This window comes from Geodermatophilus nigrescens (assembly GCF_900129495.1).
Taxonomy (GTDB): Bacteria; Actinomycetota; Actinomycetes; order Mycobacteriales; family Geodermatophilaceae; genus Geodermatophilus; species Geodermatophilus nigrescens.
Window position 1 is genome coordinate 499,146 of the sequence record NZ_FQVX01000001.1, and the last position, 19,643, is coordinate 518,788.

Below are 19,643 nucleotides of genomic sequence, written 5' to 3' on the forward strand. Positions count from 1 at the left end.
ATGGCTCAGGGGAGCGCCGTCAGCAGCCGGTCGAGGGTGACCGGCAGTTCGCGCACCCGGACCCCGGTGGCGTGCCACACCGCGTTGGACACCGCGGCCGCCGTCCCGACGATGCCGATCTCGCCGATGCCCTTGGCGCCCATGACGTTGACGTAGGGGTCCTCCTCGTCGAGCCAGTGCGCCTGCACGTCGCCGACGTCGGCGTTGACCGTCACGTGGTACTCGGCGAGGTCGTGGTTGGCCACCTGCCCGATCCGCGGGTCCCAGACGCTGTTCTCGTGCAGCGCCATGGACAGGCCCATGGTCATGCCGCCGATGAACTGGGAGCGCGCGGTGCGCGGGTTGAGGATGCGCCCGCAGGCGAAGACGCCGAGCAGCCGCGGCACCCGGACCTCGCCGGTGTCGACGTCGACCCGCGCCTCGACGAACTGGGCGCCGAACGCGTAGGTGGCGTGCTCGTCGTCGGTGTCGGCCTGGTCCACCTGGCCCGACGCCTCGTCGCCGTCGCGCGGGTCGGTGCCGAACTTGCCGCGGAACTCGCGCGCCGCAACCGCGATCGCCGAGCCCCACGTGTTGGTGCCCGACGAGCCGCCGGCGACCGAGGCGATCGGGTAGCGGGTGTCGCCGATGCGCACCTCGACGTCGTCGACGTCGACCCCGAGCGCGTCCGCGGCGATCTGCGGCAGCACCGTCCAGGCGCCGGTGCCGAGGTCGGCGGCGCCGATCTCGACGACGTAGCGGCCGTCCTCGAAGCGCACATCGGCGGTCGACTGCGCCTGGCGCATGGTCGGGTAGACCGACGACGCGACGCCGGTGCCGACCAGCCAGCGGCCCTCGCGGCGCACGCCCGGCCGCGGGTCGCGCCCGGCCCAGCCGAAGCGCTCGGCGCCCTCGCGCAGGCACTCCACCAGGTGCCGGCTCGACCACGGCTGGCCGGTCTCGGGGTCGCGCTCGGGGTCGTTGCGGACGCGCAGCTCGATCGGGTCGATGCCGAGCTCGTGCGCCAGCTCGTCCATCGCGACCTCGGGGCCGAACATGCCGGGGCACTCGCCGGGCGCGCGGAACCAGGAGGGCACCGGGACGTCGAGGGCGGCCAGCCGGTGCGTCGTCCGCCGGGCGTTCGCGGTGTACATCATCCGGGCGGGGACGCCGGTCTGTTCGGCGAACTCCTTGATCCGGGAGGTCTGCTCGACGACGTCGAGGGTGAGGGCCCGGATGCGGCCGTCGCGGTCGGCGCCGAGCTGCATCCTCTGGATGGTCGGCGTCCGGTAGCCGGCGAGGCTGAACATCTGCTGGCGGGTCAGGGCGAGCTTCACCGGCCGGCCGGGCAGTGCGCGGGCGGCCATGGTCACCAGGACGACGTTGGCGTGTGGGGTGCCCTTGGAGCCGAACCCGCCACCGACGTAGGGGCAGACGACCCGGACCTGCTCCTCCTCCAGCCCGAAGACCGTGCACACGGCCTTGCGGTCGGGGTGCACGCCCTGGGTGGAGTCCCACAGCGTGAGCGAGGAGCCGTCCCACAGTGCCGTGGAGGCGTGCGGCTCGAGCGGGTTGTTGTGCACCATCGCCGTCGCGTAGGTGTGACTGACGACGACGGCGCTGGCGGCGAGCTCGGCGTCGACGTCGCCCTGGACGACGTCGGTGTCGTAGGACGGGTTGACCTTCTCCGGGGCGTAGAGGCCGGGGTGGTCGACCGTGAGCGCGCTGTCGTGCTCCTGCTCGGCGTAGGTGACGACGACGAGGTCGGCGCCCTGCCGGGCGAGCTCGGAGGTCTCGGCGACGACGACGCCCACCACCTGGCCGCGGAAGGCGACGTCGGGGGACTGCAGCACGGCCAGCTCGGCGTCGTCGGTGGAGGCCAGCCGCTCGGCGTTCTCGGAGGTGAGCACGGCGAGGACCCCGTCGAGCGCCTCGGCGGCCTCCGTGTCGATGCCGGTGATGCGCCCGCGGGCGACGGTGGCCTGGACGGGGTGGCAGAACGCTGGCGACTCGACCGGCGTCTCGTAGGCGTACGTGGCGGTGCCGCGGACCTTCTGGACGCCGTCGCGGCGGACCAGGTCGCGGCCCATCGCGCGGGGCTCGAGGAGGTCGGTCACGAGGTCGCTCCCTCGGTCAGGTCGCGCAGGGTGGCGGTGATGGTGCGGGTGAGCAGCGGGATCTTGAAGCCGTTGCCGCCGTCGACGCCGGGCTGCGGCTGGGCGGCGGCGAGCTCGGCCTCGGCGGCGGCGCGGAAGGCGTGCTCGGTGGCGGGGCCGCCGCGCAGCACCTCCTCGGCGCGGGTCGCGCGCCAGGGCACGTGCGCGACGCCGCCGAGGGCCAGGCGCACGTCGCGCACGGTGTCGCCGTCGACGTCGAGCGCGGCGGCGACCGACACGAGCGCGAAGGCGTAGGACGCGCGGTCGCGGACCTTGCGGTAGGTGGAGCGGGCGGCCATCGGCAGCGGCGGGAGCTCGATGGCGGTGACGAGGTCGCCGTGCCCGAGGACGGTGTCGCGGCTCGGGTCGTCGCCGGGGAGCCGGTGCAGCTCGCGGAAGGGCAGCGTGCGCGCGCCCTGCGGGCCGAGGACGTGGACGACGGCGTCGAGGGCGGCCAGCGCCACCGCCATGTCGGAGGGGTGCGTGGCGATGCACGTATCCGCCGCGGTGGCGTCGGGCAGCGCGGCCGGGACGCCCAGCACGGCGTGGTAGCGGGTGTATCCGCCGACCGCCGCACAGCCGCTGCCGGGCTCGCGCTTGTTGCAGGCGGTGGTGACGTCCTGGAAGTAGACGCAGCGGGTGCGCTGCAGCGGGTTGCCGCCGACGGTCGCGAGGTTGCGCAGCTGGCCGTTCGCGCCGGCGAGCAGGGCCTGGGCGAGCACCGGGTAGTGCTCGCGGACCCGGCGGTCGGCGGCGAGCTCGCTGTTGCTGACGGCGGCGCCCACCAGCAGGCCGCCGTCGGCGGTGTCGGTGGTCTCCCGCGAGGTGAGGGTGCGGACGTCGACCACCAGGTCGGGCCGGGCGACGCCGAGCTTGAGGTGGTCGACGAGGTTGGTGCCGCCGCCGAGGAAGACGGCGTTGGGTTCGGCGCTGACCTCCCGGACGGCCTCGGCGACGGAGCCGGGGCGGGCGAAGGCGAACGGCTTCACCGGGCACCGCCGGCCTGCTGCACCGCCGGGGTGATGGTGGCGTAGGCGGCGCAGCGGCAGAGGTTGCCGCTCATCCGCTCGCTGACCTCGGCGTCGCTGAGCTCGGGGTCGCTCGTGAGGTCGGCGGTGGCGTGGCTCGGCCAGCCGCGGTCGACCTCGCTGAGGAGGCCGACGGCCGAGCAGACCTGCCCGGGCGTGCAGTAGCCGCACTGGAAGGCGTCGTGGTCGAGGAAGGCCTGCTGCACCGGGTGGAGCTCGCCCTCGGGTGCGAGGCCGTTCGCCGTCGTGATCTCCGCGCCGTCGTGGGCGACGGCGAGGGCGAGGCAGAGCAGGGCGCGCTCGCCGTCGAGGATCACCGTGCAGGCGCCGCACTGGCCGTGGTCGCAGCCCTTCTTCGGGCTGGTGTTGCCCAGCCGCTCGCGGAGGAGGTCGAGCAGGGTGGTGCGGGTGTCGACGGTGAGCTCGTGCAGCTCGCCGTCCACCGTGAGCCTGATGTCGGCGTCCATGGGCTCGTCGGTGCCCGCTGGCCGTCGCGCGGTAACCGGGGAATCCGGACGTCGGCGTCTCGTTTCGCCGTGTCACCCGATCGGGTGACACGGCACTGCCCCTGACCTGCGGATTCCTGTCAGAGGTGCCCCGTAGCTTCCTGGGTGTGGACGACGTGCTGACCGGCGTGGCGTCCGCGCCGTCGGTCGGCTGGGCGCGGGGTCCGCTGGGGCTGGTGCAGGCCGCGGACCGGGAGCTGTCGCGGCAGTCGGCGCTGCGGTACCGGGCGGTGGCGGCGTTCGCGCTCTCGCGGCCGTCCTCGGTCGACCGGCCGCAGGGCACGCGCGGGGCGATGGCGGCCGACCGGTGGGCGGCGCGGCCGGAGCTGCTGCGGTCGGTGAGCGAGTGGGCCACCCAGGAGCTGTCGATCGCGCTGTCGCTCACCTCTCACGCCGCCGAGTCCCTCTTGACCACCTCCCTGACGCTCGTGCATCGGCTCCCGGCCACCCTCGACGCGCTCGAGGCCGGTGCCGTCCACGCCGGGCACGTCACCGCGCTGCTCGGCCACGTGGCGCCGGTCGCAGACGACACGGTCCGCGCGAAGTTGGAGCGGGACCTGCTGGCCTGGGCCACCCGGCGGCAGACCGTGTGCACGCCGGCGCAGCTGCGCGACAAGGCCCGCCGGGAGGTGCTCAAGCGCAAGGCCCGATCGGCCGCCGAGGACCTCGCGCGGGCCATCAAGCAGCGCGGGCTCTCGTGCCGGCCCGACAGCTGTGACGGCATGGCGGTCGTCTCCGCTCTCCTGACGACGCCCGAGGCAGCGGCGCTCATGGCGGCGCTGGGCGCCTACGCCGACGCGCTGCCCGACGACGGCCGCACGCGGGGCCAGAAGATGGCCGATGCCCTGCTCGACCTGGTGCTGCGGCCCGGGGCGAACGGTCTGTCGCCGGTGCAGGTGGTGCTCACCGTGGTCGCTCCGGTCGGGGCGCTGCTGGGTGGGGACCAGCCGTGCGAGATCGACGGGCAGGTCGTCCCGGCCGAGGTGGTCCGGGCCCTGCTCACCGCCCTGACCGGCGCGCGCATGACCGCCGAGGACGTGACCGCCGAGGGCGACGCGGCGCTCGCCGAGGGCACCGCGACCGCCGACACCGCGGTCGAGGCCCCGGCGGTCGAGGCCCCGGCTGTCGAGGACCCGGCGGTCGAGGACCCGGCGGTCGAGGACCCGGCGGTCGAGGACCCGGCGGTCGAGGACCCGGCGGTCGAGGCCCTCGCGGCCGAGGACCCCGCGGCCGAGGACACGACGCCGGATGTCCCCGCAGACCCGACCGCCGAGACCCTCCCTGGTGGCTGGGACGACCCCGTCCCGGCAGAGGTCCTCGAACGGTGGGCCGCCGAAGAGGACGCCCGCACCGCCGACCACCTCCTCGCCGGACGGGACGATCCGATCCCCGAAGAGGTGCTCATCCGGTGGGCCGCCGCGGAGGACGCCCGCGTGGCCGGGCAGCCGCCACCGCGCCGGCGCAGCGGGCCCGCACCCGACTCCCGACCGACCGGCAGCCCGCCGGCACAGCAACCCGTGCCCGACGGGTGGTGGTCGCGCGCTGATCGCGCGGTCGACGACGCGGGCGCCGCGCTGCTCGAAGCCGAGCAGGCGGTCGGTCGTGCCCGCCGCCTGGTGGCGACCGCCGAGCGCGCCGACAGCGCCGACGAGACCGCATGGGCCGCCAGTCCCGCCGGGCGGGTCACCGCCGCGGCGGACGCCCTCGGTGCCCTGGCTACAGCGACCGGTGATGCCCGAGCGGACCTCGCCGACCTGCTCGACCGCACCGCCGGTGGCGGCCTCGCCGACCGGCCCCGGATCGCCGTCACCCACGCCCTCACCGGCGCCCTGCTGGCCCTCACCGACCTGCCCGGCCTCCGCCGCGCCGCTCGCGCCGGCACCGGCCTCGCCGCTCCGAGCGGGACCGGCGGCTACCGGCCCGGCGCCGCCCTCGACCGGCACGTCCGCGCCCGCGACCGCCGCTGCCGCTTCCCCGGCTGCCGCCGCCCCGTGCCGACGAAGGGGGAGCTCGACCACGGCACGCCGTGGCCGGCCGGACCCACCAGCGCCGCGAACCTCACCGGCTTCTGCACCGGCCACCACCGCGGCAAGCACCAGGCCCCCGGCTGGCGCCACGACCGGCAGCCCGACGGCACCCTCACCGTCACCACACCCAGCGGCCTCACCGCGACGACCGAGCCGCCGCCCTACTGACCGCCCGGAGGCGTCCCGTGCCGCGGTGAGAGGGTGCCGGGAGGAGCGCTCAGGGGAGGACGCCGTGGTGCTGGAGCTCGACCGCCCGATCGTCCAGGCGCCGATGGCCGGCGGGCCGTCCACGCCGGCGCTGGCCGCCGCGGTCAGCGAGGCCGGCGGGCTCGGCTCCCTCGCCGCCGGGTACAAGACGCCGGACGCGGTGCGCGACGACGTCCGCGCCACCCGGGCCCTCACGAGCCGTCGGTTCGGGCTCAACGTCTTCGTCCCCGGCCCGCTCGGCGACCCGGAGGCGGTCCTCCGCTACGCCGACGCGCTGCGGGAGGACGCCCGCCGGGCCGGCGTCGAGCTCGGCGACCCGGTCCACGACGACGACGCCTGGGAGGCCAAGGTCGCCGTCGCGGTCGAGGAGCGCGTCCCGGTCGTGTCCTTCACCTTCGGCCTGCCCCGCCCCGACATGGTCACCGCCCTGCACGACGCCGGCGCCACCGTCCTGGTCACCGTCACCACGCCGCAGGAGGCCGCCGACGCCCGCGACACCGGCGCCGACGCGCTCGTCGTCCAGGGCATCGAGGCCGGCGGCCACCGCGGCGGGCCCTCCGACGAGGACGGCGTGGGGGAGTACGGCCTGCTGACGCTGCTGCGGCTCGTCCGTGACACGGTCGACCTCCCGCTCGTCGCCGCCGGCGGCCTGATGGACGGCGCGGGGGTCGCCGCGGTCCTCGTCGCCGGCGCGGAGGCCGCCCAGCTCGGCACGGCCTTCCTGCTCAGCCCCGAGGCCGGCACCAGCGCGATGCACCGCGCCGCACTCGGCACCGCCACGCCCACCGCGCTCACCCGCGCCTTCAGCGGCCGGCGCGCCCGCGGCCTGGTCAACCGCTTCCTCACCGAGCACTCCGCCGCGGCGCCGGCCGCCTACCCGGAGGTGCACCACCTGACGACGCCGCTGCGCGCCGCGGCCCGCGCGTCCGGCGACGCCGAGGTGGTCAACCTGTGGGCCGGGCAGGGCCACGCGCTGTGCCGGGCCGAGCCCGCCGGCGACCTGGTGCGCCGCATCGCCGCCGACGCCGCCGACGTCCTCCGCCGGCACACCGGGACCTGAGACGACCGCGGCCCCCGGGTCGCGAGGACCAAGTGGCCGCGGTCCGGCCACCCTTCAGGGGCCCACGCCGAGCCTGCGAGGCGTGGGGGGAAGGGTGGTCCTTCTTCAGTCGGCGGGCTCGTCGACCCAGTCGGGGCCGTTGACCTCGCCCGGGCCGGCCAGGTCGGCGGCGTCGACGATCGTGTACGCGTAGCCCTGCTCGGCGAGGAACCGCTGCCGGTGGGCGGCGTACTCCGCGTCGAGGGTGTCGCGGCTGACGACCGTGTAGAAGTGCGCCTGCCGGCCGTCGGCCTTGGGGCGGAGCACCCGCCCGAGGCGCTGCGCCTCCTCCTGCCGCGAGCCGAAGGTCCCCGACACCTGGACGGCGACCGCGGCCTCCGGCAGGTCGATCGAGAAGTTGGCGACCTTCGAGACCACCAGCGTCTTGACCTCGCCGCGGCGGAAGGCGTCGAACAGCTTCTCCCGCTCCCGGTTGGTCGTGGAGCCCTGGATGACCGGTGCGTCGAGCGCCCGCCCGAGCTCCTCGAGCTGGTCGAGGTAGGCGCCGATGACCAGCTTCTGCTCGTCGGGGTGCCGCTCGAGCACCCGCCGGATCACCGGGAGCTTCGACGTGGCGGTGGCCGCGATCCGGTAGCGCTCCTCGGGCTCGGCGACGGCGTAGGTCATCCGCTCCTCGTCGTCGAGCGCCACCCGCACCTCGATGCACTCGGCCGGGGCGATGTAGCCCTGCGACTCGATGTCCTTCCACGGCGCGTCGTAGCGCTTGGGCCCGATGAGGGAGAAGACGTCGTCCTCGCGCCCGTCCTCGCGCACCAGCGTGGCGGTGAGCCCCAGCCGGCGGCGGGACTGCAGGTCGGCGGTGAGCCGGAAGATCGGCGCGGGCAGCAGGTGCACCTCGTCGTAGACGATCAGGCCCCAGTCCTGCGCGTCGAACAGGTCCAGGTGCCGGTACTCGCCCTTCCGGCGGGTGGTCATCACCTGGTAGGTGGCGATGGTGACCGGGCGGATCTCCTTGCGCTCGCCCGAGTACTCACCGATCTCGTCCTCGGTGAGCGAGGTGCGCGCGATGAGCTCGCGCTTCCACTGCCGCCCCGAGACGGTGTTGGTGACCAGGATCAGCGTGGTCGCGCCGGCCTGGGCCATCGCCGCGGCGCCGACCAGCGTCTTTCCCGCGCCACACGGCAGCACGACGACGCCCGAGCCACCGGCCCAGAAGCCCTCGACGGCCTCGTGCTGGTAGTCGCGCAGGTGCCAGCCGTCCTGCGCCAGCTCGATCGGGTGCGCCTGGCCGTCGACGTAGCCCGCCAGGTCCTCCGCCGGCCAGCCCACCTTGAGCAGCGCCTGCTTGAGCCTGCCGCGCTCGGAGGGGTGGACGACGACGGTGTCCGCGTCGATCCGCGCGCCGATCATCGGGGCCACCCGCTTGGAGCGGACGACCTCCTCGAGCACCGCCCGGTCGGTGGTGGTGAGCACCAGCCCGTGCACCGGGTCGTTCTGCAGCGTCAGCCGGCCGAAGCGGTCCATCGTGTCGGCGACGTCGACCAGCAGCGCGTGCGGCACCGGGTAGCGCGAGTAGCGCACCAGCGCGTCGACGACCTGCTCGGCGTCGTGCCCCGCGGCGCGGGCGTTCCACAGTGCCAGCGGGGTGACCCGGTAGGTGTGCACGTGCTCGGGCGAGCGCTCGAGCTCGGCGAACGGCGCGATGGCCGCGCGGCAGTCGCGGGCCTGCGGGTGGTCGACCTCGAGCAGCAGCGTCTTGTCCGACTGGACGATGAGGGGTCCGTCGTTCACGGGATGGGTGGCCTCTCCTCGGCGGGTGGGCGTCTGTCAGGTCAACCGTTGCCGGCGGCCGGTGCTTCCTCCTCGACCAGCGCCACCGAGGTGATCCGGTGCACCGCGAAGGTGCGGTTCTCCTGCCGGCGCTCGTCCCAGCCCTGGAGGAAACCACCGGCCAGTGACACCGGCTGCACCACGCGCTGGCTGCCGCTGCCCTGCGCGTCGACGTAGCCGAGCCACACCGGCACGCCGTCGCGGATCGCGCGGGAGAGCACCTCCAGCGTGCCCGCCGTCGTCACCCCCGGGACCTGCCGGACCGGCGCCGCGGGCCGGGCGGCCAGGGCGGCGTCGCCGGCGCGGATCTCGCGCACGGTGGCGTCGGCCTCCGCCGCCGTCAGCGGGCGGCCCGCCGCGGCCGCCGGCAGCCCGGGACGGCGCCCTGCCGCCCGCGGTCGCGCCGGCGGGCGGGTGAGCACCGCGCCGCCCGGCGACTCCCCGGCCGGGGCGTACCCGGCGGCGCGCAGCACGGTCAGCACCTCGTCGGCGCCCAGCCCGCTGACCAGCACGCCGGGCGCCAGGCGGCGCAGCTCGGCATCGGCCGTCCGCCGGTCGCCGAGCACCTGGGAGAGCAGGCCGTGGTCGTCGGAGCGCACGTAGCACTCGATCGAGCCGACCCGCAGCCGCCCGTGCTGCCGGGCGACGTCGTCGACCAGGTAGTCCAGGGCCTGCGGCACCGGCGTGCGCGAGGCGCGGGTGAAGAACTCGTGCAGGTCGGTGGCCGACCAGCCCGCGTCCAGCGCCCGCCGCACCGACGCCTCCGACACCCGGAACACCGTGGCCCCGCCCGAGGACTCGACGTCGGCGACGACCGACAGCGTGTCGGCGAGCTCGGCCACCAGCGGCCCGGGCGCCACCAGCGTGAGGTCCGGCTGGGCGAGCACGTGGTCGACCGGCTCGGGCAGCAGCCCCTGCATCCCGTCGGACGCGCCCTCCTCGCCGGCGACCAGCAGCCCGCGCCCGCCCGAGGACAGCACCCCGCCCACCAGGACGCCGATGCGCGCGGCCTCGGCCAGCATGTCCGGCACCGGGGCCAGCCGGTCGCCCCGCCGCGGCGTGCGCCACCGCAGCAGGTCCACCAGGTCGTCGGGGGCCAGGCCGCGGCCCGGCGGGTACCCGGCGAGCGCCTCCAGCGCCGAGCGGCGGATCGACGGCGCGGTGTGCCGCACGAGGTCGGGGGAGAGGGCGTTGACCGCCTTCCCGGCGACGTCGCGCTGCCCCACCAGCGACGGCAGCCGGGTGCTCGCCAGCCACCCGGCGGCGAGCGTCGCCCACCGGTCGGCCAGCGGCTGCTCCCGCCAGAGGTCGTAGCCGCGGGTGGGCAGCCACTCGTCGCGGTGCGGCCCGCCGACGTCGAGCAGCCCGGCCGAGAAGGCCAGCTCCAGCAGCCACCCGGCGTCGGCCTCCGACACCGTCAGCGCCTTCGCGAGCCGCTTGCGGTCGCGGACGGCGACCCCGCCGCTGCGCAGCAGCCCGGCCGGCTCCTCCTCGAGCACCGCCAGCAGCTCGCCGATCCGCCCGACCGCCTCCAGCGCCGCACCCGCGGCCTGCCGGTCGACGACGGCCCGGTCGCGCTCGACCACCGCCGGTCGCGGCTCCACCCGCGAGGGGCCGAGCGGCTCGGTGCCCCGCAGCAGCAGGCCGATCTCGCGCGGCAGCTCCACGTTGAGCGCGTCGATGCGGGCCAGCAGCCCGGCCTGCAGCAGCCGCCGCGCCGGCGACGCGGTGCCGCCGCCGGCCTCGGGCAGGTGACCCACCGGGCGGTCGCCGGCCAGCCGCTCGAGCACCTGCCGCTCGGCCGGCTCCAGCGCGGCGACGGCGGCGGGCAGGTCGGCCGGCAGCGTCACCCGCAGCTCGGCGGCGCGGCGCCCGAGCCCCGCGGGGTAGCGGACGGCGCGGCGCACCTGGTCGGGGGCGTGCAGGACGTCGTCGCCCCACAGCAGCGCCCGCGTGGTCAGCCGCTCGACCGCGTCCGCGACGACGTCCTCGGGCAGTCCGCGCAGGGCGCCCACGACCTCGGCGGCGTCCACCCCGTCGGTGGGCGCGAGCAGCACGACGTCGAGCACCTGGAGGGTGGCGGCGTCGAGGTCGTCGAGCGCGCGGTCGACCGAGACCGGCACCGCCAGCCGGCTGGCCAGCGCGACGACGTCCGACGGCGCGGGGCGCGCCACGTCGGGACGGGCGGCCAGCAGCGCCGCGAGCTGGGCGTCACTGCGGGTGCGCAGCCACGCGGCCAGCGTGGCGGGACGGTCGGCAGGCATCCGGACCACGTTACGTCCACCGCCCGGGACACCGCCCGTGCCCTGCGACGATGACGTCGTGCAACCGGCCGCCGACGACCCGCACACCCGGACCGCCCTCGAGGGCTACCGGGCCGGCGCGCTGCGCTGGCTCGTCGGCGGCGCCATCGCCGTCGTCCTCGCCGTGCTGCTCGGCGCGGTCGCGGTCAGCCTCGCCGACGACCGCGGCCGCCCGGTCCCGCTGGCCGGGCTCGTCGTCGTCGCGCTCACCGTCGGCGGCGCCTGCGCGGTGGCCGCGGGCCTCGGCGCCCTGGCCCGGGCCACCCGCTGGCGGCGGGCGCTGTCGGCCGTCCCGTGGCAGCGCGGGCTGCTGCGGATCGCCGGCCCGGCGATCGTCGCCTTCGAGCCGGAGGGCTACGACGAGTGGGACCCCGACGACGAGCCGGTGCGGCTGCGGCTGGTGAGCACCTCGGTCTGGCGCACCCGGCAGGTGCAGGCCCTCGACGGCGGCGAGGTGCGCGCAGCACCCGTGGGCGGCGGGCAGTGGGTGCTCACCGCCGAGGGGCTGCCCACGCTCTTCGGCGCCCGCACGGCCCGGCGGCCGCGCTGACCGTGTCGGGGGAGGCCTGCTGCGGGTAGGAGCCCGCGCACGGGAGAATGGCGGGGACGCGCACCCCCGGGGTGCGCCCGGAGCACGGAGGCGACATGGCCAAGCGCAAGGAGAAGCACGCCCACCTGGTCGAGCCGACCTGGGGACAGTCGGAGAACGCCGGCCCGCCGGTCACCGAGCTGCTCGGTGAGATGGCCGGGTCGCTGTCCCCGTTCGGCGAGGACCACAGCTTCCCCCTGCCGCCGGAGCGGATCCGCTACGCGCACCCCACCGACAAGCCCAACCGGGCCGGGGTGCAGCTGCCGGAGAACCGGCGCCCCTGAGCCCCTCCCCGCGCCGCCGCCGGATCCGGCGGCGGCGCGGGCGCGTCAGGACCGGGACGGCGACGGCGCCAGCCGGGTGAGCAGCCTCGACACGAGGTTGCCGGCCACCACCCAGATCAGCGCGGCCAGCGCGGCGTTGACCGTCTCGCCGGTCTTCGGGTCCGACGGCCGGAACAGGTCGACGGTGAACCAGCCGAGGTCACGGCGCACCGACGCCGCGGCCGACACCAGCGAGTTCGCCGGGTTCGCCTCGAAGAACGTGAAGACCGCGTGCACCACGATGACGACGGCGACCAGCGACGCGACCACGCGCACCGCCGACGCGACCAGGGTGAACGCACGGGTCCCGACGTCGGCAGCCATGTGCGCATCGTGACACCGGACACTGTCACGACGCCAACCGCCTGCCCGATCAGGTGGGTTCGACGTCCACCACGAGCGCGCGGTGGTCCGACAGCGGCAGCCGCACCGCCTCGGCCGGGCCGGTCGCCCGCAGCCCGCCGCGCACCAGCACGTGGTCCAGCTGCCGGGTCGGCTCCTCCAGCGGGAACGTCGCGCCCGACGCCAGCGGCCGCAGTCCGCTGACCCGCCGGGCCTTCGGCGGCTCCATGTTGAGGTCGCCGAGCACGACGAGCGGCTCGCGCGTGCCCCGCATCGACCGCACGAGGCGGCGCAGCTGCACCGTGTTCCAGTACGGCACGAACGACAGGTGGGTGCAGGCCACGGTGAACTGCCCGTGCGGGCCGTCCACCACCGCCGCCACGGCGACCCGCGGCTCCTCGCTGACCAGCTTCGGCGCCCGGGCGCCGGGGAACCACACCGGCACGCGGCCCCGCAGCGCCGGCAGCCGGACCACCCGCCAGGAGACGACGGGGTGCCGCGAGAGCAGCGCGATGCCGTAGCTCGCCGCGCCGGGCTGCTCGTCGCCGGTCGCCGCCATCCACGTCCCGCCGGGGGTGCCCGACAGCGCGGCGACGAACTGGGAGTCGACGGCGCCCATCGCCTCGGCGGCCACGGCGGTCAGGTCGGCGTTCATCGACCGCGGCTGGTCGCGGTCGACCTCCTGCAGGCCCAGGACGTCGGCGTCCAGCGCCTTCACCGCCGTGGCGAGCCGGTCGACGTCGACCCGGTCGTCCTCCGGTGAGCGCCCGTGCAGGATGTTGAAGGTCGCGATGCGCACCCGCTCCCCGTGCCCCGGGCGGTGCCGGTTCACCCGTGCGTGAGCAGTTCGGCGCCGGGTAGCAGCACCCCCGTGCAGCCCTCCGACCGCGACGAGATCCGGGACCTCCTCAAGCGCACCGCCGTGGCCCTCAAGGAGGGCGGCGTGCCCTTCGCCCTGTGCGGCGGCTACGCGGCGTGGGTCCGCGGCGCACCCGAGCCCGACCACGACGCGGACTTCCTGGTGACCGCCGACGAGGCCGAGCGGGCGGTGAAGGTCCTGCGCGACGCCGGCCTGGAGGTCGAGGACCCGGCCGAGGACTGGCTGACCAAGGTCGTCCAGGGCAACTCGTTCGTCGACGTCCTGTGGCGCACCTGCGGCCACCCCGTCGAGGCCGACCTCATCGAGCGCTCCGAGGAGCGGCCCGTGCTGTCGGTGCACATGCCCGTGCTCGCGGCCACCGACATCCTCACGACCAAGTTGATGGCCCTCGACGAGCACTACTGCGACCTCGCCCGCCTGCTGCCCGTGGCGCGGGCGCTGCGCGAGCAGGTCGACTGGGCCACGGTGCGCCGGGAGGTCGCCGACAACGACTTCGCCTCGGTCTTCCTCGACCTGCTCGGCCGCCTCGGCGTCGTCGACCCGGCGGAGTTCGCGGACGGCGGGGGCGTCCGGGCGGACGGCTAACCTGGGGACGCGCGGCAGTCCTGCCGCCGACGCCGGCACCCGTGCCGGACCACCCCAGCGAGCGACCGAGGGATCTCACCGTGCCCACCGGCAGAGTCAAGTGGTTCAACCCCGAGAAGGGGTTCGGCTTCCTCTCGCGCGAGGACGGGCCCGACGTCTTCGTGCACAAGGACGCGCTGCCCTCCGGCACGGCCGAGCTCAAGCCCGGCCAGCGGGTGGAGTTCGGCATCGTCGCCGGCCGGCGGGGTGACCAGGCGCTGCAGGTCCGCGTCCTCGACCCGCTGCCGTCGGTGGCGGCCAAGGTGGCCGAGGCGAAGCGGAAGAAGCCCGACGAGCTGGTCCCGATCATCGAGGACCTCATCCGGCTGCTCGACGACGTCTCCACCTCGCTGCGCCGCGGCCGGCACCCCGACCGCGCCGAGTCGCGCAAGGTCGCGGCGGTGCTGCGCGCCGTCGCCGGCGACCTGGAGGCCTGAGGCCCGCGGGTCAGCCGGCGGGGGTGGCCGACGGCGCCGTCGGCGTCGGCTCGACCACCTCGCCGCCGGCACGCAGGAAGCCGACCGGCCACGAGCCGGTCAGCAGGCACTCGCCGTGCCGGTCCTCGACGACGACGAGGTAGAACGCCGCCGGGACGACGTCGGAGCTGGTGATCCCCTCGTAGGTGGTCGTGCCGGCCTCGACGTCGACCTCGCCGATCCGCTCCTCGAGCCGCTCGTCGAAGACCTGCACGCTCCAGCCGTTGGCGGCTACGTCGTCGGGCACGGTCAGCGCGATCGGGGTGCCGGGGGAGACCTCGATGATCGGCGGGGTCACCCCGCTGTAGCGCTGGCCCTCGCCCTCGGCGCAGTACTGCGTGGGGCGCGCGGTGACCTCCTGCGGCCCGGCGGTCACGGTGACGTCGGGCGGGGTGTCCGACGCCGAGGGGCCGCCGCAGCCGGCCAGCACGACGGGGAGCGCGCCGGCCAGGACGAGGGCGGCGGCGCGGGGGGAGGAGCTCACGGGCGGGGTGCCTCCGGCACGGTCGGGGCGTCGGGCGCGGGCCAGGCCTGCGGTCCGGCGCCGGGCACGGTGGGTGCCTCGGGGTCGACGGGCCGCCAGCTGCGCCGCCGCGGGGTCCACAGCACCAGGCCGACGGCGAGGACGAGCAGCGCGGCGGCCACGGTGAACCCGAGCCAGCCGATCGGGGGGAGCGCGATGCCGATGGCGCCGCCGACCACCCAGGCCAGCTGCAGCACCGTCTCCGAGCGGGCGAACGCCGAGGCCCGCAGGCTCTCGGGGACCTCGCGCTGGATGATCGCGTCGAGCGCGACCTTGCCCAGCGCGTTGGCGACCGCCGAGACGCCCGCGACCGCGGCCGCCGTCGCGAGGCCGAAGAAGACCGCCGCGAGCACGGTGACGGCGGCGGCCACGCCGGCCGACCAGACCACCACCCGGTCGGGGTCGGCGGAGTGCAGCCGCGACCCGACGCCGGTGCCCAGGACGCTGCCGGCCCCCGCGGCGCCGGCGATCGCGCCGAGCGCCAGCGTGGACTCCCAGCCGCCCTCGACGGTGGCCTGCACCAGGAACGCCGAGAAGATCGTGAGGAAGCCGCCGAGACCGCGGAGCGCGGCGTTGGCCCGCAGCGCGAGCACCACGTGCGGGTTGACCGGGCGGCGCCGGCGGCCGGCCACCGGGGCCTCGCCGGTGCTCAGCACGTCGGCGGGCTGCTCGCCGGTGGGGACGTCGACGTGCCGGGGCAGCCGGACGGCCAGGACGCCGGTGACGGCGAAGACGACCGCGGTGACCCACAGCAGGGGCGGGAAGCCGAACGCCCAGGCCAGCCCCGCGCCGACGCCGCCGAAGACGCCCGCGGTGACCAGGCCGAACACCGACAGCCGGGCGTTGGCCGACGTCAGCGACATCGCGCCGGGCAGCACCCGCGGGACGACGGCGGCGCGCAGCACGTTGTGCGCCTTGGACAGCACGAGCACGCCGAGGGCCGCGGGGTAGAGCCACCAGTCGTCCTGGTGGGCGGCCATGACCAGCGCCAGCAGCGCCCGCCCGAAGGAGGCCGCGCCGAGCGCCCAGCGGCGGCCGCGCTGCAGGCGGTCCAGCAGCGGGCCGATCACCGGCGCGACGACGGCGAACGGCGCCATCGTCACCAGCAGGTAGAGGGCCACGTTGCCGCGCTGGGCGTCGGCCGCCGCAGCGAAGAACAGGGTGCCGGCCAGCGAGACGGCGATCATCGCGTCGCCGGCCATGTGCATCGCGTTGACCCACAGCAGGTGGGTCAGCCCGCTCTCCCCGGCGCCGTCGGCCCGGCTGGCCCGCCGGACCCGGGCGACACCGGCGCGGGTCAACTCCCGGCTGCGGGCGACGGCGACGCGGGTGACGGTGACCCGCGGCTCCGCCGCGGACTGCGGCGCGGGCGCCGGCTCCGGCTGCGGGACCGTCGGCGGTGCCGGGGGCAGGGCCTGCGGCGGCGGGCCGTAGCCCGGGTCGTACGGCGGCGGGCCGTACCCCGGCGGCGGCCCGTACCCCGGCGGGGGGAGGTCGAGCGGGGCGGTGTCCATCCGGTCGGGCGGGGGCGGCCCGGTCCGGGCGCGGCGCAGCGGACCCCGGCGGGACCCGGGCGGACGCGAGGACGGCACGCCCCCATGGTGCCGTACCGACCTGGGCGTCCGGGGCGACCGTGATCACGGTCCCGGCCCGGCGCGCGGGTGCCTCCCGGCGCGTCTGGGACGATGGACGGGTGCGCCCGGACCCCGACCCCGCCCCCGCGGGCAGTGACGTGCTGACCGCTGCCGTCGACACCGCCCGCGCCGCGGCCGAGGAGACGGCCGGCGACCCCGCGCTGGTCGGCGAGCACCTCGGCGCGGCCGCCGAGCCGCTCGGCCCCGCGGCCGGGGGCGTGGACGAGGCCGCGCTCGGCGCGGTGGTCACCCACTCCTTCGCCAGCCGGCTGCCCGGCTACGCCGGCTGGCACTGGGCCGTCACCCTGGCCGCCGTCCCCGGCGCGGGCGAGGTCACCGTCGACGAGGTCGTGCTGCTGCCCGGCGACGCCGCGCTGCTGGCGCCGGCCTGGGTGCCCTGGCACGAGCGGCTGCGCCCCGGCGACCTGTCGGTCGGCGACGTGCTCCCGGCCACCGAGGACGACCCGCGGCTCGTCCCCTCCTACACCGCCGACGACGACGCGGCCGCCGACCCCGAGGCGCAGGCCCTGGCCACCGAGATCGGCCTGGGCCGCGAGCGGGTGCTGTCGCCCGAGGGCCGCGGCGGCGCCGCCGCCCGCTGGCTGGCCGGCGACTTCGGCCCGCGCGCCCCGATGGCCCGACAGGCCCCCGGGCCGTGCGGCACCTGTGGCTTCTTCCTGCCCCTGGCCGGGTCGCTGCGCGGCCTGTTCGGCGCCTGCGGCAACGAGTACTCCCCGGCCGACGGCCGCGTCGTCGCCGTCGAGTACGGCTGCGGCGCGCACAGCCAGGCCACCCTGGCCGCGGGCGAGCCGGCGGAGGTCGTGACGTCGGCCCGCTACGACACCGCGGACTTCGACGTCCTCACCGACTGACCACCGCGGCCGCGCGGCCTCAACTCCGCGGCCTCAGCTCCGCGGGCTCAGCTCCGCGGCCGGTCGATGAGCCGGGAGAGCACCACCGCGCTCTCCGTCCGCGCGACGGTGGGCAGCGCCCGCAGCCGGCGCACGGCGCGCTCGAGCTCGGCGGTGTCGCGCGCCTGGAGCCGCAGCACGGCATCGGCGGTGCCGGAGATCGTCGTCGCCTGCACGACCTCGGGCACGTCCTCGAGCTGGCGGCGCACCTCCTCCGGGTCCGGCGCCCCCTCGCAGTAGACCCACACGTAGGCCTCCACGGACCACTCGAGCACGGCGGGGTCGAGCACGGCGGTGAACCCGCGGATCGCCCCGCTGCGGAGCAGGCGGTCGACGCGCCGCTTCACCGCCGGGGCGCTCAGCGACACCTCCGCCCCGATCCGGCCGTAGGTGCTGCGGGCGTCGCGCACGAGCCGCTGCACGATCGCCCTGTCCAGCTCGTCCACCGCGGTCCTCCGTTGCGTCGGGTGCCCTGTAGACGCAACGGATCGTAGGTCGGACGCAGTCGATGGGACTCCCGCCGGACGCCCGGGCTCCCTAGCGTTCCCTCCACTCGCCACGGTGGCGGCCAGCGGAGGAGGAGACGTGACGCTGACGGGGTGGGCGCCCGAGACCGGGGCGCCGCGGGGCGGGACCAGCCGGGTCGAGGAGGCCGTCCTCGACGCCCTCGACGTCGCCGCGCTGCACCGGACCCTGGCCGACCTCGTGCGCGTGCCCAGCGTGACCGGCAGCGACGCCGAGTCCGACCTGCTCGCCGGCCTGGCGGAGCGCACCGCGCGCGCCGGGATGGACGTCGACCACTGGCGGCTCGACGTCGACGCGCTCGCCGCCCGGCCCGGCTTCCCGGGCACGGAGGTGCCGCGGCGCGAGGCGTGGGGGCTGGTGGCCTCGACCGGGACCGGCGACGGGCCGACCGTGGTGCTCCAGGGACACGTGGACGTCGTCCCGCCCGGCGACCCCCGGCGCTGGGGCGGGGACCCGTGGACCCCCCGGCCGGCCGGTCCGCGTCTGTACGGCCGCGGCGCCTGCGACATGAAGGCAGGGGTGGCCGCGAACCTGGCGGTCGCCGAGGCGGTGCTGGCCAGCGGCGTGCGGCTGCCCGGCCGGCTCGCGCTGCACCTGGTCGGCGGCGAGGAGGACGGCGGCCTGGGTGCCTTCGCGACGCTGGCCCGCGGGCACCGCGGGGACGCCTGTGTCATCACCGAGCCCACCAGCGGCACCCTCACCACCGCGGCCGGCGGCGCGCTCACCTTCCGGCTCGTCGTCCCGGGCGAGCCGGCGCACGGCAGCACCCGCTGGGCCGGGCACAGCGCGGTGGAGCACTTCGGGTACCTCGACGCCGTGCTGCGCGAGCTCGAGGCCGAGCGCAACGCCGTCGTCGACCCGCTGATGGCGGAGTACCCCGTCGCGCACACGCTCTCCGTCGGGACCGTCGTGGCCGGCGACTGGGCCAGCACCGTGCCCGACTCCCTCACCGCCACCGGCCGCCTGGGCGTGCGCCTGGACGAGGACCCGGCCGACGCGCGCGCCGCCGTCGAGGAGCGCCTGGCCGCCGCCTGCGCCGGGCACCCGTTCCTGCGGGCACACCCGGTGGAGGTGACGTGGCCCGGCGGGCAGTTCGCCCCGGGGCGCACGCCGGCCGGCGCCCCGCTGCGGGACGTGGTGGCCTCGGCCCAGGCCGACCTGACCGGCACCGCGCCGCGGGAACGGGGCGTGCCCTACGGCAGCGACCTGCGGCTCTACGCCGCCGAGGGTGTCCCGACGCTGCACTACGGCCCCGGCGACGTCGTGCACGCGCACTCCTACGACGAGCACGTCGACCTGACCGAGCTGACCGCGGTCACCCGCGTGCTGGCCCTGGCGACGGTGCGCCTGCTGCAGGCGTAGCGGCGGGCCGCCGGCGGCTAGCGGTCGGGGTCGGCGTCGGGCCCGCGGCGGCCGAGCTGGCCCTGCCAGCGCATGATCGCGAGCCCCAGGAAGGGCAGCCCGATCCCGGCCACGCACGTCCAGGTCCAGGTCCGGTCGAGCCGGTCGCCGAGCAGCAGCACGACGACGAGCGCCACCACCCACACGCCGATCCCGGCCAGGACGACGCGGGCGGTGTCGACGCGCAGCGGGGGCGGAGCCTGCTTCAGGGGGCCGGGCACGCCTGCGACCCTAGGCCCGCCCGCTCGCGATCCTGCGGAGAGGCCGGCGCGGCGTGTGGCACGCTCTTGCCGCTCGTCGCCCGGTCGCAGCAGCACGC

Annotated in this window: 19 protein-coding genes; 8 read left to right on the forward strand and 11 right to left on the reverse strand. The window is 76.7% G+C overall.

Features of this window, described 5'->3' with window-relative positions:
• Positions 1-5: 5 nt before the first annotated feature.
• The 3 genes from BUE37_RS02410 to BUE37_RS02420 are packed head-to-tail and all read right to left on the reverse strand — an operon-like array spanning position 6 to position 3,630.
• Complete coding sequence (locus BUE37_RS02410) at positions 6-2,096, reverse strand: xanthine dehydrogenase family protein molybdopterin-binding subunit (RefSeq protein ID WP_073418437.1); 2,091 nt, start codon at positions 2,094-2,096, stop codon at positions 6-8.
• Positions 2,093-3,124 (reverse strand): FAD binding domain-containing protein, encoded by a 1,032-nt coding sequence (locus BUE37_RS02415; RefSeq protein WP_073418438.1) that lies wholly within the window; start codon positions 3,122-3,124, stop codon positions 2,093-2,095. The genes BUE37_RS02410 and BUE37_RS02415 overlap by 4 nt, the downstream gene beginning before the upstream one ends.
• Positions 3,121-3,630, reverse strand: a complete 510-nt coding sequence (locus BUE37_RS02420; protein WP_073418440.1) for a 2Fe-2S iron-sulfur cluster-binding protein — start codon at positions 3,628-3,630, stop codon at positions 3,121-3,123. Before BUE37_RS02420 ends, BUE37_RS02415 begins: the two co-directional genes overlap by 4 nt.
• A gap of 146 nt (positions 3,631-3,776) precedes the next feature.
• Here BUE37_RS02420 and BUE37_RS24700 point away from each other — a divergent pair, with 146 nt between their 5' ends.
• Entirely contained in the window at positions 3,777-5,864 is a 2,088-nt protein-coding gene (locus tag BUE37_RS24700) for an HNH endonuclease signature motif containing protein (protein WP_281248040.1), read from the forward strand.
• A gap of 64 nt (positions 5,865-5,928) precedes the next feature.
• Entirely contained in the window at positions 5,929-6,963 is a 1,035-nt protein-coding gene (locus BUE37_RS02430) for an NAD(P)H-dependent flavin oxidoreductase (protein ID WP_073418442.1), read from the forward strand.
• A gap of 105 nt (positions 6,964-7,068) precedes the next feature.
• Here the strand turns inward: BUE37_RS02430 and BUE37_RS02435 are convergent, their stop codons facing one another.
• Together BUE37_RS02435 and BUE37_RS24705 are read right to left on the reverse strand one after the other, a co-directional pair.
• Complete coding sequence (locus BUE37_RS02435; RefSeq protein WP_073418444.1) at positions 7,069-8,754, reverse strand: DNA repair helicase XPB; 1,686 nt, start codon at positions 8,752-8,754, stop codon at positions 7,069-7,071.
• A 41-nt stretch (positions 8,755-8,795) separates the two neighbouring features.
• A complete protein-coding gene (locus BUE37_RS24705) occupies positions 8,796-11,057 on the reverse strand; it encodes a helicase-associated domain-containing protein (protein WP_073419488.1) in 2,262 nt (753 codons plus the stop codon).
• 37 nt (positions 11,058-11,094) lie between these two features.
• Between BUE37_RS24705 and BUE37_RS02445 the strand changes: the two genes are divergently transcribed.
• A complete protein-coding gene (locus BUE37_RS02445; RefSeq protein WP_245794251.1) occupies positions 11,095-11,646 on the forward strand; it encodes a hypothetical protein in 552 nt (183 codons plus the stop codon).
• A 95-nt stretch (positions 11,647-11,741) separates the two neighbouring features.
• Complete coding sequence (locus BUE37_RS02450; protein WP_073419490.1) at positions 11,742-11,969, forward strand: hypothetical protein; 228 nt, start codon at positions 11,742-11,744, stop codon at positions 11,967-11,969.
• Positions 11,970-12,014: 45 nt separating this feature from the next.
• On the opposite strand, the gene BUE37_RS02455 is transcribed toward BUE37_RS02450, so the two are convergent.
• On the reverse strand, positions 12,015-12,332 hold the full coding sequence (locus BUE37_RS02455; protein WP_073418446.1) for a hypothetical protein: 318 nt from the start codon (positions 12,330-12,332) through the stop codon (positions 12,015-12,017).
• 49 nt (positions 12,333-12,381) lie between these two features.
• Entirely contained in the window at positions 12,382-13,149 is a 768-nt protein-coding gene (locus BUE37_RS02460; protein ID WP_073419491.1) for an endonuclease/exonuclease/phosphatase family protein, read from the reverse strand.
• Between the two features lie 72 nt (positions 13,150-13,221).
• Between BUE37_RS02460 and BUE37_RS02465 the strand changes: the two genes are divergently transcribed.
• Together BUE37_RS02465 and BUE37_RS24940 are read left to right on the forward strand one after the other, a co-directional pair.
• Positions 13,222-13,815 (forward strand): nucleotidyltransferase family protein, encoded by a 594-nt coding sequence (locus BUE37_RS02465; RefSeq protein WP_073418448.1) that lies wholly within the window; start codon positions 13,222-13,224, stop codon positions 13,813-13,815.
• A gap of 80 nt (positions 13,816-13,895) precedes the next feature.
• Complete coding sequence (locus tag BUE37_RS24940) at positions 13,896-14,291, forward strand: cold-shock protein (RefSeq protein WP_073418450.1); 396 nt, start codon at positions 13,896-13,898, stop codon at positions 14,289-14,291.
• 10 nt (positions 14,292-14,301) lie between these two features.
• On the opposite strand, the gene BUE37_RS02475 is transcribed toward BUE37_RS24940, so the two are convergent.
• Together BUE37_RS02475 and BUE37_RS02480 are read right to left on the reverse strand one after the other, a co-directional pair.
• The gene (locus tag BUE37_RS02475) at positions 14,302-14,814 is read right to left on the reverse strand and encodes a DUF2771 family protein (protein ID WP_073418452.1); all 513 of its coding nucleotides are present in this window, start codon (positions 14,812-14,814) and stop codon (positions 14,302-14,304) included.
• Positions 14,811-16,445 (reverse strand): MFS transporter, encoded by a 1,635-nt coding sequence (locus tag BUE37_RS02480; protein WP_073418454.1) that lies wholly within the window; start codon positions 16,443-16,445, stop codon positions 14,811-14,813. The genes BUE37_RS02475 and BUE37_RS02480 overlap by 4 nt, the downstream gene beginning before the upstream one ends.
• Positions 16,446-16,546: 101 nt before the next feature.
• Here BUE37_RS02480 and BUE37_RS02485 point away from each other — a divergent pair, with 101 nt between their 5' ends.
• Positions 16,547-17,359: a DUF3027 domain-containing protein gene (locus BUE37_RS02485; RefSeq protein WP_073418456.1), complete on the forward strand. Its 813-nt coding sequence runs from the start codon at positions 16,547-16,549 to the stop codon at positions 17,357-17,359.
• Between the two features lie 47 nt (positions 17,360-17,406).
• Here BUE37_RS02485 and BUE37_RS02490 read toward each other — a convergent pair whose 3' ends face one another.
• Positions 17,407-17,844, reverse strand: coding sequence for an Lrp/AsnC family transcriptional regulator (locus BUE37_RS02490; RefSeq protein ID WP_073418458.1), 438 nt, complete (start codon positions 17,842-17,844; stop codon positions 17,407-17,409).
• Between the two features lie 139 nt (positions 17,845-17,983).
• On the opposite strand from BUE37_RS02490, the gene BUE37_RS02495 reads away from it, so the two are divergent.
• On the forward strand, positions 17,984-19,285 hold the full coding sequence (locus tag BUE37_RS02495; RefSeq protein ID WP_245794252.1) for an ArgE/DapE family deacylase: 1,302 nt from the start codon (positions 17,984-17,986) through the stop codon (positions 19,283-19,285).
• A gap of 17 nt (positions 19,286-19,302) precedes the next feature.
• On the opposite strand, the gene BUE37_RS02500 is transcribed toward BUE37_RS02495, so the two are convergent.
• The gene (locus BUE37_RS02500; protein WP_073418460.1) at positions 19,303-19,545 is read right to left on the reverse strand and encodes a DUF2530 domain-containing protein; all 243 of its coding nucleotides are present in this window, start codon (positions 19,543-19,545) and stop codon (positions 19,303-19,305) included.
• Positions 19,546-19,643 lie beyond the last annotated feature (98 nt).

Bases quoted from the DNA above. Each gene is read 5' to 3' on its own strand.
- BUE37_RS02420 (WP_073418440.1), bottom strand. From the start codon at position 3,630: ATGGACGCCGACATCAGGCTCACGGTGGACGGCGAGCTGCACGAGCTC.
- BUE37_RS24705 (WP_073419488.1), bottom strand. From the start codon at position 11,057: ATGCCTGCCGACCGTCCCGCCACGCTGGCCGCGTGGCTGCGCACCCGC.
- BUE37_RS02450 (WP_073419490.1), top strand. From the start codon at position 11,742: ATGGCCAAGCGCAAGGAGAAGCACGCCCACCTGGTCGAGCCGACCTGG.
- BUE37_RS02455 (WP_073418446.1), bottom strand. From the start codon at position 12,332: ATGGCTGCCGACGTCGGGACCCGTGCGTTCACCCTGGTCGCGTCGGCG.